A 15,392-nucleotide genomic window follows, 5' to 3' on the forward strand; every position below is an offset into this window, starting at 1 on the left:
GATCATCTTTAGAGGATATTCTGAGCGATTTCCACCTCAGCTTCACTTTTAAGCCAAGGAGGGCATCACTCAGATAATATCAATTAACTTAAGCTTACGCGCCAAGATTAACTTATTCACCGCTTAAGGCTAAATTTATTAATAATAAACAATCTATTAGAACAATTGATATTGCGTTGCGAGGAGTTTAAAGCTCATAGCAAGGGACATAGTGACCACTAGCGGCTTGATGATCTTAGTGCCTTTAGTCACAACCAAACGTGACCCCAAAGTCGCACCAATCGCTTGCCCAGCCAGCATGACTAACCCCAATAACCAAATCACTTTGCCACCCAAGGCGAAGAAAATCAGCGAAGCTATATTGGTTGAGAAATTAAGTAGTTTTGCATGGGCAGTCGCCTTCGCCAGACCAAACCCCGCTAACGATACAAACGCCAGTGCAAAAAAGCTTCCCGTACCAGGACCAAAAAAACCATCGTACAATCCCACGCCTAAAGCAGCAGTAAAAGCAAATGCGGTAGGTGTCAGCACTTGATGTTTATCGTCCTCAGAAATCTTTTTCGAAAATAAGAAGTAACAACCAATTGCCAAAATCAAAAATGGCAACATTAATTCCAGCACTTTGGTATCGACGAGTTGAACGAGAATAGTGCCTAATGCCGCGCCGATGAACGCACAGATCAAGGCTAACTTTACGGATTTAAGATCCACGAGTCCTTTACGGACAAAGTACAAGCTCGCAAAAAAACTACCACCACAGGCCTGTAGCTTATTTGTGCCTAAGGCAACCGCAGGCGGCAAGCCTGCCCACATGAGTGCAGGGATCGTCAACAAACCACCACCACCGGCGATAGAGTCGATAAAACCAGCCACCATAGCGACGGCAAAAAGTATCGCTGCGATTTGTAGAGTCAGTTCAAATTCCATAATGATTTATTATTCTTCTGATAAAAAAGGGAGTAATTGCTGAGCATTAGACTGCGTTTGCCAAATAAACGCAAAGGAGTTATTGTCGCCACTGCGTGAGCTAAACTCACGCAAAATCTATAATCCGGTTCGGATTTGCCCAGTTATAGGAGATAAAATGTTGACCGAACTGCCGCCACTCAATTCCCTCCGCGCTTTTGAAGCCGCCGCGCGCTTGCAAAGTATGACACTGGCAAGCAAGGAGTTGCATGTCACCCATGGTGCGGTCAGTAAACAAATCCGAGTATTAGAGGATTATTTGGGTTTTGCGCTTTTTGTACGCCTACATAAAAAAGTCAGTTTAACCGATGAAGCCAAGCGCTATTTACCCCATGTCCAAGCCGCGCTGCAAACCCTGTCAAGTGCAACGAGTGACCTACGTCGTCTGCCATCTAAGCCGCAGACCTTAGCCATCAATGTGCTGCCAAGCTTAACCATTAATTGGCTTATTCCAAGAATGGAGCAGTTTAAATCCCGCCATCCACACCTTTATGTTGATTTGTCGATTGGCGACTTTACCGTGGACTTTAGTCAAGGCCGTTATGATATTGCGATTCGCAGCTGCACAGCCATTCCTAAGGGCGCGAATTATATCAAGCTGATGGATGAAGATTTGTGCTTAGTTTGCGCGCCATCGTTAGCGCCAAAACTGCAAAATATTGAGGATATCAATCACGTCACCTTACTGAAACACACGACAAGACCCGAACTGTGGGAATATTGGGCAGAAAAAGTGGGCTTAACACTCACTCAAGCGCAATCCTTTGGCGTCGAGCATTTCTACATGCTGAGCCAAGCGGCAGCCAGTGGCATGGGTGCAGCACTAATCCCGCGATTTTTTATCGAAGAGCAATTGGCAAACGGTAGTTTAGTCATCCCCTTCGACGCCCCTTTCACTAGCCCTTATCGATATTACTTACTCACGCCCAAGTCCCCTTGCTTGCCGTTAAAAGCCCAAACCTTTATTGACTGGTTATTAGAAGTGTTTGCCCCTTATCGCCATTAAACAATATTTGGAATTTCACCATTCCAGCAAGGTGCAATAACGCTATATGTGCCAAATAAAGCTATGGTGTGCAGCAAATGGGCGCAAAAAAACGGCAATAAAAAACCACCAAGAAGGTGGTTTCTTAGACTCAAAGGTCAAAGCAAATCAGCATCAGTGATTGCAATGAGCACCGTGAACATGCTCATGGTCATCATCTTCCATAAACTCGTCATCACCGTCTTGGTGTTGCATTACGCCCCAACCGTCGGTCATGCCACCGAATTCGGCAGCAAAATCATTCAACATGACTTCTTGCTCAACCAAAGTATCGTAATCAGGTACCATATTGAGGCAAACAATGATTTCCCACTTGCCCAGCTCATCATTCAGATTCAGCTCAAGCTCGCCTTGCAAGTCAGAATTTGTGAGTTCTTCTAACGCCGTTTCGGCATCGCGCTGATCATCAAAAACCAAAAAGAAATCAACATCTAACTCTTTTGTTAAATCGATTCCTGCTTCAGCCATTGCGGCCAGCATTTTACCATTGTCATCATCTGGAAATTGCATATCTTGCTCCACTGTTTCAGGCTTATTCTGCCGCAATGATTTGAACTGATTCACCATTAAAGCTGACGATATCGCCCGCAATAATTTTTTTACGTTTACGAGTTTCAACTTCACCGTTCACAGTGACTTGACCTTCCTCGATAAAATGCTTGGCTTCGCCGCCAGCATTGCTCATGCCCTGCACTTTTAATACTTTGTACAATTCAATGAAATCTTCGCCAGAATGCAAAGCCAATTGATTAATTTGCGCCACTTAATACACGCCTTCTAAAAATAAACCTGCGGCATTATACCAGCACCGCATAAAATCCGCTGAAGATAATTTGGCTAGAGACGTCTTTCATCGGCAAGTAAGCCGAAGACCGATTCATCAAGCCAGTTTTCACCGACTTTGAATTGCTGCCTGAGTAAGCCTTCAATCCTGAAGCCACACTTTTCAAGAACCCGCGCCGATGCATGATTATCTTTGGCGCAATGACCAACAAATTTATGCACATTAAAACTTAAGCAGGCCCAATCTATGACTGCCTTTAAGCTCTCAGTCGCATAACCTTTGCCGTGGCCCTCTGCGGCCAGTAAGTAACCGACTTCGGCACGCTGCTCATCAAGGCTTTGGCAATAAAGGCCTGTTAACCCAACAAATTGCCCTGTATCAACGGTCTCAATCACTAAGGTCAGCCAATCGCCTGAACCGTAAAACCAAGTATCTGAGCGCTGCTGAAACTTACTACGGATCACCTCTTGCGACTCTGGCACTCGCACATAGCGATTAATCTCAGGATCGCTGTGCAACGCATAAAACTGTTCCCAGTCGCTATCTTGTAAGCTCCTGAGTTTCAATCTATCGGTGTAGAGTTCCAGCATAGTGACTCCGTGATGAGCAGATAAACAAAAACGGCAGCAAATGCTGCCGTATTAAAAAGCGGTATCCAATAAGCCGTAAAACTTATGCGCGACTGGTCACTTCGAGTAAATGAAAACCAAATTGCGTTTTAACTGGACCTTGCACTTCGTTTAATGGCGCGCTGAAGACGACTTCATCAAACTCTTTCACCATCATACCAGGACCGAATGAACCCAATTCACCACCTTGGGCACCTGATGGGCAAGAAGAGTGCGCGCGAGCAATTTGAGCAAAATCTGCGCCTTCTAATATTTGCTGTTTCAGCGCTTGACACTGCTCTTCGCTGCTAACTAACAAATGTCTTGCTGTTGCTTGGACCATAGTAAAACTCCTGTGAGGATCATGAGACATTTGCCCCAAATATCATTGATATTCCCATTAAAACATCCGTTTTAACAGGTTTTGAATCAACAGTATAAAAACTTTCTGTTGAATAAAAAAGTCTTAAAATGCCGTCATTCACATCAAAGTCAAATAACGGCATATTACGGGCTAAGCCTGTTTAGACGCGATCCAACGATCGATTTTGTTCTCCATGACCGCCATAGGTAATGAACCTGAGGTGAGGATTTGATCGTGGAACGCTTTTAAATCAAATTTATCACCCAAGGCTTTTTCAGCGCGGGAACGCAGTGCCAGGATCTTCAGCTGGCCGACTTTGTAAGACAAAGCTTGACCAGGGATTGCCATATAGCGCTCCACTTCAGCGACTATGTCACTTTCAGCCATCGGCGAGTTATCTTTCATGTACTGAATCGCTTGTTCACGACTCCAGCCTTTTGAATGAAGACCAGTATCCACCACTAGGCGCATCGCACGCAGCATTTCATCGGAAAGCTTGCCAAAATACTGATAAGGATCAGTAAACAAGCCCATCTCAATACCTAAGTACTCAGCATAAAGTGCCCAACCTTCCTCGAATGCCGTATAACCACTAAAACGCTGGAACTCAGGCACACCAGTTAGCTCTTGCTTGATCGCAATTTGGAAATGATGCCCAGGAGCAGCCTCATGTAAAGATAAGGTCGTCATGCCCCACTTTGGCTGCGCCTTAAGATTATAAGTGTTGATATAGAACACGCCTGGACGACTGCCATCCACCGCTGGCGACTCGTAAGAAGCACCCGCTGCAGATTGCTCTCTGAAACTTTCAACTGGCTTAACCACGTAATCAGCTTTAGGCATCACATTAAAGTAGTTAGGGAGCACTTGATTGATTTTATCTTTCAACACCATATAACCATCAATCAAACCTTGACGGTCGCTGTAGAAATACTGAGGTTCGGATGATAAAGAGGCGAAAAATGCCTTTAAATCGCCCTTAAAACCGACTTGCTCACGTACCTTATCCATCTCAGATAAAATTCGCGCCACTTCACTTAAGCCAATTTGATGAATTTCATCCACAGACATAGTGGTGGTCGTATGTGAGTTCGCCAGATGCTGATACCAAGCTTTGCCGTTAGGCAAACCAGACCAGCCGTCAGTCGCCCGCGACTTAGGTAAGTAGGTTTGCTTAAAGTAATCACGCAAGTTCGTTAACGCTGGCACGATACGCTCGGCTATCATAGCTTGATAACGGGTGGTCAATTCGGCTTTATCTTGCTCAGAAAAACTCTCGGGGAAATGTTGAATGGGTGAGTAAAAAATACTCTGAGTCGCATCAGTCGTTAGCATAGCGTCTAACTGGGGAATAATGCGCTCTACTAACACCCGCGGTAGCACCACTTTACTTTCAATGCCTTGATTCATCCGATTTTCAGCAAGCGCTACCCACTTGATGAAACCATCGACTCTCTGTTCCCAATTACGATAATCTTGAACAGTATTAAAAGGTTGTGCACTCTCGCCACTTCCCAACTGCACCATAGTAATGACAGTACTATAGAACTGGCTTATCGGCATAAAGCGAGATGGGAAAGTTTCATCCACTAACGCCATATCTCGGTCATAGACAAACAGGTCATAACTTAACTGTAGATCCGCGGGCAGTTGTTTTGGATCTATCGCGCGCACCTGGGCTAAATAGTGAGTGTTAAGATCATGGCGAGATTTGAGGTAATCCTCAGTTAAATCACCGCCGAAATCAGCGTTATAGTCATTAACACCAACAAAAGTAGCGTAAATAGGCTCAAGCTTTAGATAATCTTTAAAATAAGCATCCACTAGCGATAAATAGCGCTGCTCTGCTGTTTGTGTTTCGCCCTGCTCAGCAACGGCATTTGATTGACTGTTTTCTTGAACTGCCGTGGCTTCAGGCTTAGAACAACCTTGAAGGGCAAAGATTAACGCTATCGATCCTGCCAATAAACCCAATTTCATTTTATTATTTCTCCTTTTTGGCCCGCTATTGCAGAACTGTTTCTATACTTAGTTCAAGGTCTGCTATCGGAGTTAATCTATGATCTACTCGTTCCGCAACTCAGGTTTCAGGGATCCAGAAACTGGAGTCTATAACCAAACCTATTTCATGGAAGTATTCAACCGAGAATGGCATCGTCATATAAGAGAACACCAAAGCTTGGCACTATTGTATCTGTGCCCTCACATTCATGAAACCGTCAAACAACCCCATTTACTCGAATTCTTTACCAAACAAGTGCAAGAAGCACTATTAAGAGCAACAGATTTGATAGCTAGACTTGATCATAATCACTTCGCACTGGGTTTATTCAACATAGATGAGGAGGGAGCTGAGGTAGTGTTAAAACGAATAGAACAACAAATTTCTGATTTCAATCAAAATTTTGGTAAAAATCATAAACTGACAATCGATTATAAACTTGCCGCCTGCATTTGCTTACCGACGCAAGAAAACAAAATCGAATCGCTCTTCAGCAATGTCAGCCAACTCTCACAAGATCTTGAAAAAAATCATGATCAATCTCAAGCTTTAATCCGCTTACAGTAAATTTTTAACATTAAATTACATCAAATAAAAAGCCCCTTACGGGGCTTTCAAATCTGACACTAAACTGCCAAGCGCTTACAGTGTGATGTTATGCATACGTGCTTTCTCTTTGATATAAGAGATATAGCTTTTTGCACTCTTCTCAGTCTTTTTATCGTTGGCAGCTAATACTGCACGGTTATAAGCTGACTTGTACTGTTTCAAACTTAAATGAGCCAAAGCTAATTCGAAGTTTGCCTCGCCAGGATGATCAATACCCATAGATATGGCTTTTTCAAGCACAGGGATCGCTGCAGTGTATTGTTCATTCAAGTTCAGTAAGCGACCTTGTTTCAAGTAAGTCTTACCATCATTGCTGATAGATGCAGCTTTACCATAATACTCAGCGGCTTGTTTAAACTCTTTTGCATTCTGATAAAAACCAGCCAAAATCTCTAGAGACTTAGCATCCTCAGCGATCAAGCCCGATTTCATATGCTTCTGATAGACTTTAGCGGCTTGATATGGAGCACCTTTCTGTGCCATCAATTGTGCTAAACGAGTAATGTTACCCGCACTATCTAAGAAACCATTTCTATAAGCTAAATCGTAAGTTGCAAGAGACTTGTCATAGTCTTCAACCATCAGATAAAACTGCGCTAATTGAACCCATAATCTGCCATCATCCGGGAATAATGGCACCATGACTTCTAACACGCCAACAGCTTTCTTATACTTCTTTTGATTGAAGTAAGAAGTTAGCTTCATCTGATATAAGCCTTTATCAGGAGTCTCAGCTAATGAAAGACCTTTATCGGCCACTTCAATCACTTTATCCCACTGTTTTAGCTCAGAGTGTGCAATACCAATACGACGATAAATTTGAGAGTCAGCTTTACAAGTAAAATCCATCCACTTGTAATAGTAAGGAATCGCTTCCTTAAATTTCTTCTCTTGTAACAGTAAATCCGCATAAAGACGCATGGTCGCAGCATGATCTGTTCCACCTAAAATATCAGCTTCAACAGCTTGTTTTAGGTACTTGATCGCAGTATCCATTTTGCCTTTCTCGGCATAAAAGTTACCTAGCATGCGTGCAACATAGGCTTTATCGAAATCGTTCTTTGCATTTGCTTCGAGCAAAATAGCAATGGCTTCGTCCAGCTGACCATTGGTATAAGCTTCAAACGACTTCTGAACTTTTTTCGCAGCGCCTTCACCTACAGCTTTAGATTGACGTTTATCGATCTCACACTTTTCAGCTGCTACCGCAGATGAAACAGATAATCCGCCACAAATAGAAAGCAATAATAGAGCTGCGATTTTATTAACATTACGCATCGTTATTTGCCTCCTTTATCTAAGGTAAAGTCCAGCTGAACCGTCTGACCGGGTTGCTTCAGTGGCTTGCCATCAACAATCTTTGGCTTGTACTTCCACTTCTTCAGTGCTCGGATCGCTTCTTTATCAAATAAACGTTTTGGCTCTGCTTGAATAACTTCAACGTCATCGATACCACCGAGTTCGTTGATAGTGAAGCGAAGTTGTACCCAACCTTCTTTACCATCACGAGCCGCAGCAATTGGATACTGTGGTTCGATACGAACGATAGGCGTTGCATCACCATCGCGAGTCATCATATTACCTAATTTAAAACCGGTACTTGCACCACCAGCCTCTACACCACCCATATTGAACGACATTGACGTATCAATATTACTTGATGAATCAGGTGGCGTTGTATCAGGCTTCTGTGGTTGCTCTGGTGGTGGTGGTGGCTTAGGCACTACCCTTGGCTTATTCTGTGCTTTTGAATCCTGTCTATCCATAGTGATTTCAATTACAGGGGTCTCGGCCGATGTTTCGCCGCGCTGTGCGCCGCCACCGACCAAGAACGCCATAAAAGCGAACAGACCAAAAGTCACAGCAGCACCAATAATGATCGATACTAGTGCTCTTAGCATATTAATCGTTCCCCGCAGATACCGAAATTTTATCTATACCAGCTGCTTTCACTTGGTCTAGAACTTTAACAACTAAGCCGTGCATTGCGTCTTTATCAGCCTGAATCAATACAGCTGCTTCAGGAGCTTCAGCCAGCATACGCTCAACGTTTGCTGTTACACGTTCGATATCAACCTGACGGTTTTCCATCATGATCACGCCTGTTTTACTGACGCCGATAAAGATGTTAGCCGAAGGCTTTGAAGTCGCTTGTGAAGCTTTTGGTTTGTTGTAGTCCAAACCAGATGGTTTCACGAATGACGTTGTTACAATGAAGAAGATTAGCATGATGAACACGATGTCGAGCATCGGTGTCATATCAATTTGCGCTTCCTCATCTATACTGGAATGCTTTTTACGTGCCATGTTCAATCTCTCTCTAGTGGTGCGGCATGCTGTCTTTTAGCTTTTCTAAACTGATTTTCATTTTGGCATCGAGGCGAGTACTGAAGAATACTCCCGATAATGCTGCAACCATACCTGCCATCGTAGGCATAGTCGCCATTGAAATACCAGCCGCCATCAAACGAGCATTACTCGTCCCCTGAACTGCCATCACATCGAACACTGAAATCATACCTGTTACGGTACCTAACAAACCTATCATTGGACAAATTGCCACTAAGGTTTTAATAATCAGCATACGTGCATTCAAATCTTGCTTCGCTTGGGACATCCAAGCTTCACGGATGCGGTGTGCATACCAAGAGGTCGTTTCCTCTCTTGCGTCCCATGCAGCTATGATTGCTTTATGTTGCTTTGGTGATATCCAATTAAGATACCAATAACGCTCAAGCATCAATACCCACATTAAGAACAGAACACCCGCTACAAGCCAGAGGACGTCGCCTCCGGAGGCCATGAAGCCCCTGACGGAATCCCAAATGTCCATCAGGTATAGCGTCATTAGTCAGCCCTCTTCTCAGCATGTGCTGCGATAATACCAGCGCTTTGCTCTTCAAGGATCTGAACGATTGACTTACTACGGGCAACAACCACTGCATGCATTAACATTAACGGCAGAGCAGCAACCAGACCTTGAACTGTAGTGATAAGCGCCATAGAAATACCGCCAGCCATCAGTTTTGGATCGCCAGTACCAAATAATTGGATACTTTGGAAGGTTGCAATCATACCCGTCACTGTACCTAACAGACCCATCATAGGTGCGATAGCGGCCAATACTTTGATGATTGAAATACGCGCTTCCAATGCTGGAGTTTCTTTAAGAATCGCTTCATCCAATTTCAACTCTAACGTTTCAACATCAACGTCTTTGTTTTCTTGGTAAACTTTCAAGATACGACCTAAAGCGTTATTGCCAGGCTTATCGACGTTCTTACGTTGGCTATTCACGCGAGCACCAATAATCGTCATAGTGACAAGGCGTTCGATAGAGATTAATAAACCAAGTGCCAACAGAGCAATAATGATGTAACCGATAGTACCACCAGCTTCTAAACGATCTTCAAAGCTAGCTTTGTTGGTGAAGATGTTTAGCAGCACGCCGCGTGCAGGGTCAACATAGAATGGCGCAGTACCCGAAGTGATTTTTTCCCAGTCAGCAACAGCGCTAACTTGGTAACCTTCTGGTTGTTGAGATAACTGCTGAATTAAACCTAACTCAGGGTTATAAACAACGTACTTGCCATCAGCAGTTAAGTTGTAAGCACCAACACGATGGATAGTCGTTGTTTTAACGCTACCGTCGATTCCAGTAACTGAACCTTCAAACTTAACAACCTTGCCAGACTCAGCCATTTCAAACAGCTGTTCTTGCCAAAATTGCTCTAGCTCTTCAATTTTAGGTAATTGTTTACGTGCACCTAAATCAGCGATGAATTTATCACGATTTGGGTATTGAGCACTGATGTTTGAGCTTGCCAGTTTACCAGCGAAATCACCGGCTTCACCTTTAACAACACCAAACATCTCACCCAAGTCACCTTGAGCAGTTTTCAGATCTTCTTCTAACTGAGCAATTTTACGCTCGTTATCTAAGAACGCTTGGTTTAAATCTTTGCCGCGTTGTTTTTCAGCCGCTAAAGCATCTTTCTCGCGCTTTAACAGTGCAGCTTTATCACCACGTTCAGCTTGGAATTCTTGCTCACGTTTACTGTTGATTTTGCCTTCTGCAGCACGTTCAACTTTAACTTGTTGCAATAATTGGTCAATCGACTTAGGCGCATCTGCAGCGCTAGCTATACCAGCAGTTAAAGAGAAACTTGCAGCCAACACAGCTGTAGTAATTAACTTCTTCATTATTGTGCAGTCTCCGCAGCAGGAATTGGTAACGCAAATAGATCTAGAGCACCTTGTTTACGGGCAATGCGGATACCTTTAGTCAGTTCACGCAAATAGCTGTCATCTAACTTATCCCAACCCTTAGATTCTGGGTTGTACATCCAGCCAGTCTTTTGATCTAAACTCTGTGCATAAAGAGCAACACGACCTAAGTTAAAGAAGTCAACCAACACTTCTTTACCATCTAGGTTTAACTTACCTTGGTTAACAGCAACCGCGCTACCATATTCACGCTCGATGCTATAAGCATCAAGGATTAAACGGTATTTTTCGGCTAAAGTCACTTCAGCAGTATTAAGAAGGTTTTTCAGCTCATTAACACGATTAGTACGTACTTCAGAGTTGAAAGGTAAATCTAATTGAACGAATTGTTCTAATGATTCAACCATTTTAAACATTAATGGCACAACACCTTGGCGAAGTTTATCAACACCATTAATGTCGCTTTGTACTGAATCCATTGTCTTTTGTTGATCAGCAACTAAGCTGGCAACGTAATCGTTATATGATTTCAGTGATTCACGCTCATCCGCGACAGAACCATACTCAAAAAGCATGTCTTGTGCTTGATCGAAATACTTATCAACATTCTTTTGCGACGCTGCAGCATCAGCATGGATCATACTATCCGCTTTCTGCACGTCGGTAAGAGGATCTGCAACCACGAAGTTGCTGCTCGCTAATGCCAGCACGCCAACAAGTGCAGTAGCGATTTTTGTTCTATTGCTTACCTTGGACATAGTTCCCAACCAATTTGAAGTGAATAAAAAGGTTTAACTTACCAGCAACAAAACGAGAAGCAAAAAATGCTCGCCGAAAAAATTACTGTAAGTTCGTCTTTCTCTTGTGATTCTTAGTTTTTTCTTCCCTTTCCTACGCCCATACAGGCATAGACCCGCTGGCATCATTTCACAAAATGTTGACCTGTGTCAACATTTCGGCCGACTAAAAACTAGTGTAAAGATGCGCTATGAATAAAAAATTTTACGAAAGGTGTTTTTTTAAACAAAATATCACCGAAAAAGTTAATTTAATTGAGAAACCAAAATAAAATATCGATAAAAAACATTAAATTTCATAATCTTGAGATGAATCACCTTTGATCCAACTGATTTTGTTAATTAACATTTTTCAACATGAAACTAACTCAAGCAGGTAATCTTTACTTACGCCTAGACTTTAGAACAATCCTTTCTACAGAGTATTTTGCAACCTGTACCGGTCTGGATGGCTGATATTACCTATCTGCCACAGCAAAATCATGAAGTCTATTTAAGCTTGCTAACCGATGCCTAGTCACGAAAAATCCTGGGCTATCATGTTGATGATAATTTCAAAAAAGATAGTTGCTAACAGCGTACAAACAAGCACAAAGGCTGCTGCAAGATAAAGATAAACCGCTGATACACCACTCAGATCGAGGAACACAATACTGCTTAAACGCTTATCAAGCGGTTCACAGTCATCATGGCGTGACATGCTCAATGGCAGACGGATAGGACTGCTATCAAAATGCGTTAGCAGAGCGAGTAAATGGCATATTGAATAACACATAAGCTAATAACGCTGCAGGAGGCGTGACAGATGGTGGCAGAAGCTGTCGCCATATATAATCAATGACGGCCCCATTTGGCCTTAAAATACAAAACGCCCGATGATGTTCATCAGGCGTTTTAGGTAGACATAAATGTCAACTTATTTCAGGATGAAACAGAATAAAATCTATTCGCTACATTTAGAACTTCATACTTGCACGAACAAAGAAGTAACGGCCTAACACATCATAAGTGTAAGGGTCAGTGTTAGAATCATTGTTACCAGTATAATAAGGAGGCTCTTTATCAAAGAGGTTGTTAATACCACCTGATAAACGAATATTATTCGTTAAATCATATGAACCTGATAGGTCATGGTAAACAACACTACCTACTGATGGAGCATAACACTTAGACTCTTTACCAATACACGCGAATGAGTCCATGCCATCAATGTAACGAGCTTCGTATGTGAAACTCCAGTCGTCGGCGGTCGCAGTGAGATTGATATTACTCTTAAGTTTCGCATAGGCTCCAGCACCACCCGTGATATAGCCACGGTAGTCGACAGCTACACCATCAGGATCGAACTCTTCATAGTTAGTTAAAATTGAAGTATCCCAACCTACTTTCCAATCAAGTCCTAAGGCATCAAATGCATAGGCCACGTTAATATCGTAACCAGAAGTGTTGGTTGCACCAATGTTCTGTAATCCGTTATCGAACTTGATACGACCGCTGTTATCGATTTGGATATTTGAAGATTGGCACAGTGCAGTGCCTGTATTAATAAGATTGCCCGTTGCATCCAAACATTGGTTTGCAATGTAGTTATTATCAACAGAAGTAATTGTGTTTGAAATCTCAATATCGTAGTAGTCAACTGTCATCGACAGCCCTTCTACGAAGCTTGGAGAATAAACTAAGCCTACAGTTGTAATATCAGCTTCTTCTGGTGTGAGTAATGGGTTACCGCCCACAGTTACTTCAGCTTGGTCTTGCTCTGTAGCAGGATGAACAATTTGTTCAAATGATGGAGATTTACCGCCATATAATTCATCGACAGTTGGAGCGCGGAATGCTGTCGATAAACCACCACGTAACATTAAGTCATCGTATACACGCCAAGTTAAGCCCAGCTTCCATGTTGTATCATCACCAAATGTGCTGTAATCAAAGTAACGCATTGCGGCACTAAGATCTAATTGCTGTACTAAAGGAATGTTACTCAGTAATGGGATGGCTAATTCAGCATAAACTTCATTTACGCTGAAATCTCCACTGGTTGGTTCTACACGAGGATCATTCGCGAGTCCTTGTGCAGTCAAAGAGTCAGGAGTGAACTTTGCAGCCTCTTTACGATTTTCATACCCAGCCGCAAATCCCATCATACCGGCAGGCAATTCAACAATATCGCCCGACAAAGTTGCTGCAACGATATCCAGCTCACTACCGCCACTGTTAACTTCAGTGTAAATAAATGGAGCAATGCTTTCCCCCTGCCATGAAGACTGAAGGAACGGATCAAACGTACCTTCCAGTACCGCAGCGTTGATTGAGCCTAAGTTGTGTAAGTTTGCTAGAGTATCAACAGAATCGTTTCGGCCCTTGTTGTATGATGCATCCCAGCTCCAGCCGTTTTCGAACTCACCTTCAACACCAACAACGATACGAACAGTATCAACAACTTGATTAAAGTCACGGGTACCAGATTCTACCATTCGGCGACCATAAGCTAACTCTTCACCTGGTTTAATCCAAGGTAGTAACTCATCAGTCATCCAGCCACCGGCTGAAATAGGGTTATATACCCAAGCATCGTTATTCCAAATTGGCTGAGGCGCCATTTGTTGATTGGACCAACGCTTAGAGTACATAGCTTCGGTAAAGAAGCGAGTGTTTTCAGTCAGCTCATAAGTACCAGCGACAGTTAAATTTAGACGATCCATTGGTGTGAATAAGTAACTGTCTTTTGCGTAATTATAAGCATCATTTGCGGTGACATATTCATGGTAAGTACCGCCAAGGCCACTTAAACTTGCCGTATCGCCCCAAATATGACCGCCTTGAGAATAACCACTACCCCCGCAATACAGGCTAATCTTTCCATTTGCATCCGGTTTAGTTTCAGTTACAGGGCAATCAGAGAATCCGCGGTCAGCTTGGCTAGCTTCACCACGCTTAGTGTATTGAGCACCGAAAACAAGGTTCCCTTTATCAAAGGTATTTCCCAATGTCATATCGATCGTTGTTTCGTCCGCGTCACCTTCAGCAGAGATCCCTGTTTGAACGTTGACTTCAAAGCCCTCAAAGTCTCTCTTAAGAATAACGTTTACCACGCCAGCGATAGCATCAGTACCATAGATAGCGGAAGCCCCATCTTTAAGGACTTCAACGCGTTGAATCATAGAAACAGGAATAGTGTTAAGGTCCACACTTGAAGCTGCTCCCGTACCAGATGCAATCATACGGCGACCGTTAACAAGCACTAAAGTACGGTTAGTACCTAAACCCCTTAAGTTAATACGAGTATTACCACCCGAACCGTTGTTGATACCTGCGTTGGTCATCGCACCACCCGCTGATGTCATTTTTTGTAAAACTTCATCCACTGAAATTGCGCCAGATGAAATGATCGCCGAAGCATCAATTACGCTCACAGGGCTAGCAGTTTCCATATCAGCACGTTTAATACGTGAGCCAGTTACAGCAATACGTTCAACTTTTGCGCCAGCTTCATCGGCTGCAAATGATAAGGGTACGTTTAACGCCGCAGCAGTAATACCACTTATCAACGCAAAACGAACTGACTTAGCTAATAAGCTATTCTTATGCATTGTCTATCTCCCTAGATATTTGTTATTTATTATTTTTTATTCTGTGTACACCTCCACAAAAAATCAGAGACACATACACAGTAGACACAATAAAAACACACGATAAACATAAAATCAACAAATACAACCATTGAGCGACATATTTGAAAAGCAAAAATAAAACACTAACATAAAAACCCTTTAAATACAACAACTTACTATTAAAATGACAAAACACAAATAAAAGCACCACACGAGGTAAGTCTAAGGGGCCACGTCTGGATATTGGTCACAGGTAAATTATTTCTATCCAAACGAAGACTTTAACTCCGCATTAAAAATAGTAAAATCATATATTTATATAAATAAATCAACTGAACTACACCTAAATTTTGTACTACTGAGTTCAGTACTAAAC

The 15,392-nt window shown here is 42.7% G+C and carries 15 protein-coding genes and 1 pseudogene; 3 read left to right on the forward strand and 13 right to left on the reverse strand.

Features of this window, described 5'->3' with window-relative positions:
• Window positions 1–156: 156 nt before the first annotated feature.
• A complete protein-coding gene (locus NE536_RS10685) occupies window positions 157–927 on the reverse strand; it encodes a TSUP family transporter (protein WP_220592600.1) in 771 nt (256 codons plus the stop codon).
• Window positions 928–1,084: 157 nt separating this feature from the next.
• Here NE536_RS10685 and NE536_RS10690 point away from each other — a divergent pair, with 157 nt between their 5' ends.
• Window positions 1,085–1,972 carry a LysR family transcriptional regulator gene (locus tag NE536_RS10690; protein ID WP_261272676.1) on the forward strand — a complete coding sequence of 296 codons (888 nt, stop codon included), beginning with the start codon at window positions 1,085–1,087 and terminating at the stop codon, window positions 1,970–1,972.
• A 153-nt stretch (window positions 1,973–2,125) separates the two neighbouring features.
• Here the strand turns inward: NE536_RS10690 and NE536_RS10695 are convergent, their stop codons facing one another.
• The 5 genes from NE536_RS10695 to NE536_RS10715 form a co-directional block, all read right to left on the reverse strand.
• Complete coding sequence (locus NE536_RS10695; RefSeq protein ID WP_011846490.1) at window positions 2,126–2,521, reverse strand: ribonuclease E inhibitor RraB; 396 nt, start codon at window positions 2,519–2,521, stop codon at window positions 2,126–2,128.
• A 22-nt stretch (window positions 2,522–2,543) separates the two neighbouring features.
• Window positions 2,544–2,774, reverse strand: a complete 231-nt coding sequence (locus NE536_RS10700; RefSeq protein ID WP_006081165.1) for an RNA-binding S4 domain-containing protein — start codon at window positions 2,772–2,774, stop codon at window positions 2,544–2,546.
• A 74-nt stretch (window positions 2,775–2,848) separates the two neighbouring features.
• Window positions 2,849–3,385, reverse strand: a complete 537-nt coding sequence (locus tag NE536_RS10705; protein WP_261272677.1) for a GNAT family N-acetyltransferase — start codon at window positions 3,383–3,385, stop codon at window positions 2,849–2,851.
• Between the two features lie 82 nt (window positions 3,386–3,467).
• A complete protein-coding gene (locus tag NE536_RS10710) occupies window positions 3,468–3,746 on the reverse strand; it encodes a peptidylprolyl isomerase (RefSeq protein ID WP_063883127.1) in 279 nt (92 codons plus the stop codon).
• Window positions 3,747–3,917: 171 nt separating this feature from the next.
• Window positions 3,918–5,747, reverse strand: coding sequence for a DUF885 domain-containing protein (locus NE536_RS10715; protein ID WP_261272678.1), 1,830 nt, complete (start codon window positions 5,745–5,747; stop codon window positions 3,918–3,920).
• A 79-nt stretch (window positions 5,748–5,826) separates the two neighbouring features.
• On the opposite strand from NE536_RS10715, the gene NE536_RS10720 reads away from it, so the two are divergent.
• Complete coding sequence (locus NE536_RS10720; protein WP_220592596.1) at window positions 5,827–6,336, forward strand: diguanylate cyclase domain-containing protein; 510 nt, start codon at window positions 5,827–5,829, stop codon at window positions 6,334–6,336.
• 75 nt (window positions 6,337–6,411) lie between these two features.
• On the opposite strand, the gene NE536_RS10725 is transcribed toward NE536_RS10720, so the two are convergent.
• The 6 genes from NE536_RS10725 to NE536_RS10750 are packed head-to-tail and all read right to left on the reverse strand — an operon-like array spanning window position 6,412 to window position 11,363.
• A complete protein-coding gene (locus NE536_RS10725) occupies window positions 6,412–7,656 on the reverse strand; it encodes a tetratricopeptide repeat protein (protein WP_261272679.1) in 1,245 nt (414 codons plus the stop codon).
• 2 nt (window positions 7,657–7,658) lie between these two features.
• Entirely contained in the window at window positions 7,659–8,279 is a 621-nt protein-coding gene (locus tag NE536_RS10730) for an energy transducer TonB (RefSeq protein ID WP_012088830.1), read from the reverse strand.
• A 1-nt stretch (window position 8,280) separates the two neighbouring features.
• A complete protein-coding gene (locus NE536_RS10735; protein ID WP_006081158.1) occupies window positions 8,281–8,685 on the reverse strand; it encodes an ExbD/TolR family protein in 405 nt (134 codons plus the stop codon).
• A 13-nt stretch (window positions 8,686–8,698) separates the two neighbouring features.
• Window positions 8,699–9,226 (reverse strand): MotA/TolQ/ExbB proton channel family protein, encoded by a 528-nt coding sequence (locus tag NE536_RS10740; RefSeq protein ID WP_006087405.1) that lies wholly within the window; start codon window positions 9,224–9,226, stop codon window positions 8,699–8,701.
• Window positions 9,226–10,581 (reverse strand): MotA/TolQ/ExbB proton channel family protein, encoded by a 1,356-nt coding sequence (locus NE536_RS10745; protein WP_261272680.1) that lies wholly within the window; start codon window positions 10,579–10,581, stop codon window positions 9,226–9,228. The genes NE536_RS10740 and NE536_RS10745 overlap by 1 nt, the downstream gene beginning before the upstream one ends.
• Entirely contained in the window at window positions 10,581–11,363 is a 783-nt protein-coding gene (locus NE536_RS10750) for a DUF3450 domain-containing protein (RefSeq protein ID WP_220592594.1), read from the reverse strand. The genes NE536_RS10745 and NE536_RS10750 overlap by 1 nt, the downstream gene beginning before the upstream one ends.
• Window positions 11,364–11,844: 481 nt before the next feature.
• Between NE536_RS10750 and NE536_RS10755 the strand changes: the two are divergent.
• Window positions 11,845–12,243: pseudogene (locus tag NE536_RS10755) on the forward strand (transposase); the annotation flags it as partial.
• Between the two features lie 115 nt (window positions 12,244–12,358).
• Here NE536_RS10755 and NE536_RS10760 read toward each other — a convergent pair.
• Window positions 12,359–14,995: a TonB-dependent receptor gene (locus NE536_RS10760; RefSeq protein ID WP_261272681.1), complete on the reverse strand. Its 2,637-nt coding sequence runs from the start codon at window positions 14,993–14,995 to the stop codon at window positions 12,359–12,361.
• Window positions 14,996–15,392: the final 397 nt, after the last annotated feature.

The organism is Shewanella septentrionalis (assembly GCF_025370265.1).
Lineage (GTDB): Bacteria > Pseudomonadota > Gammaproteobacteria > Enterobacterales > Shewanellaceae > Shewanella > Shewanella hafniensis.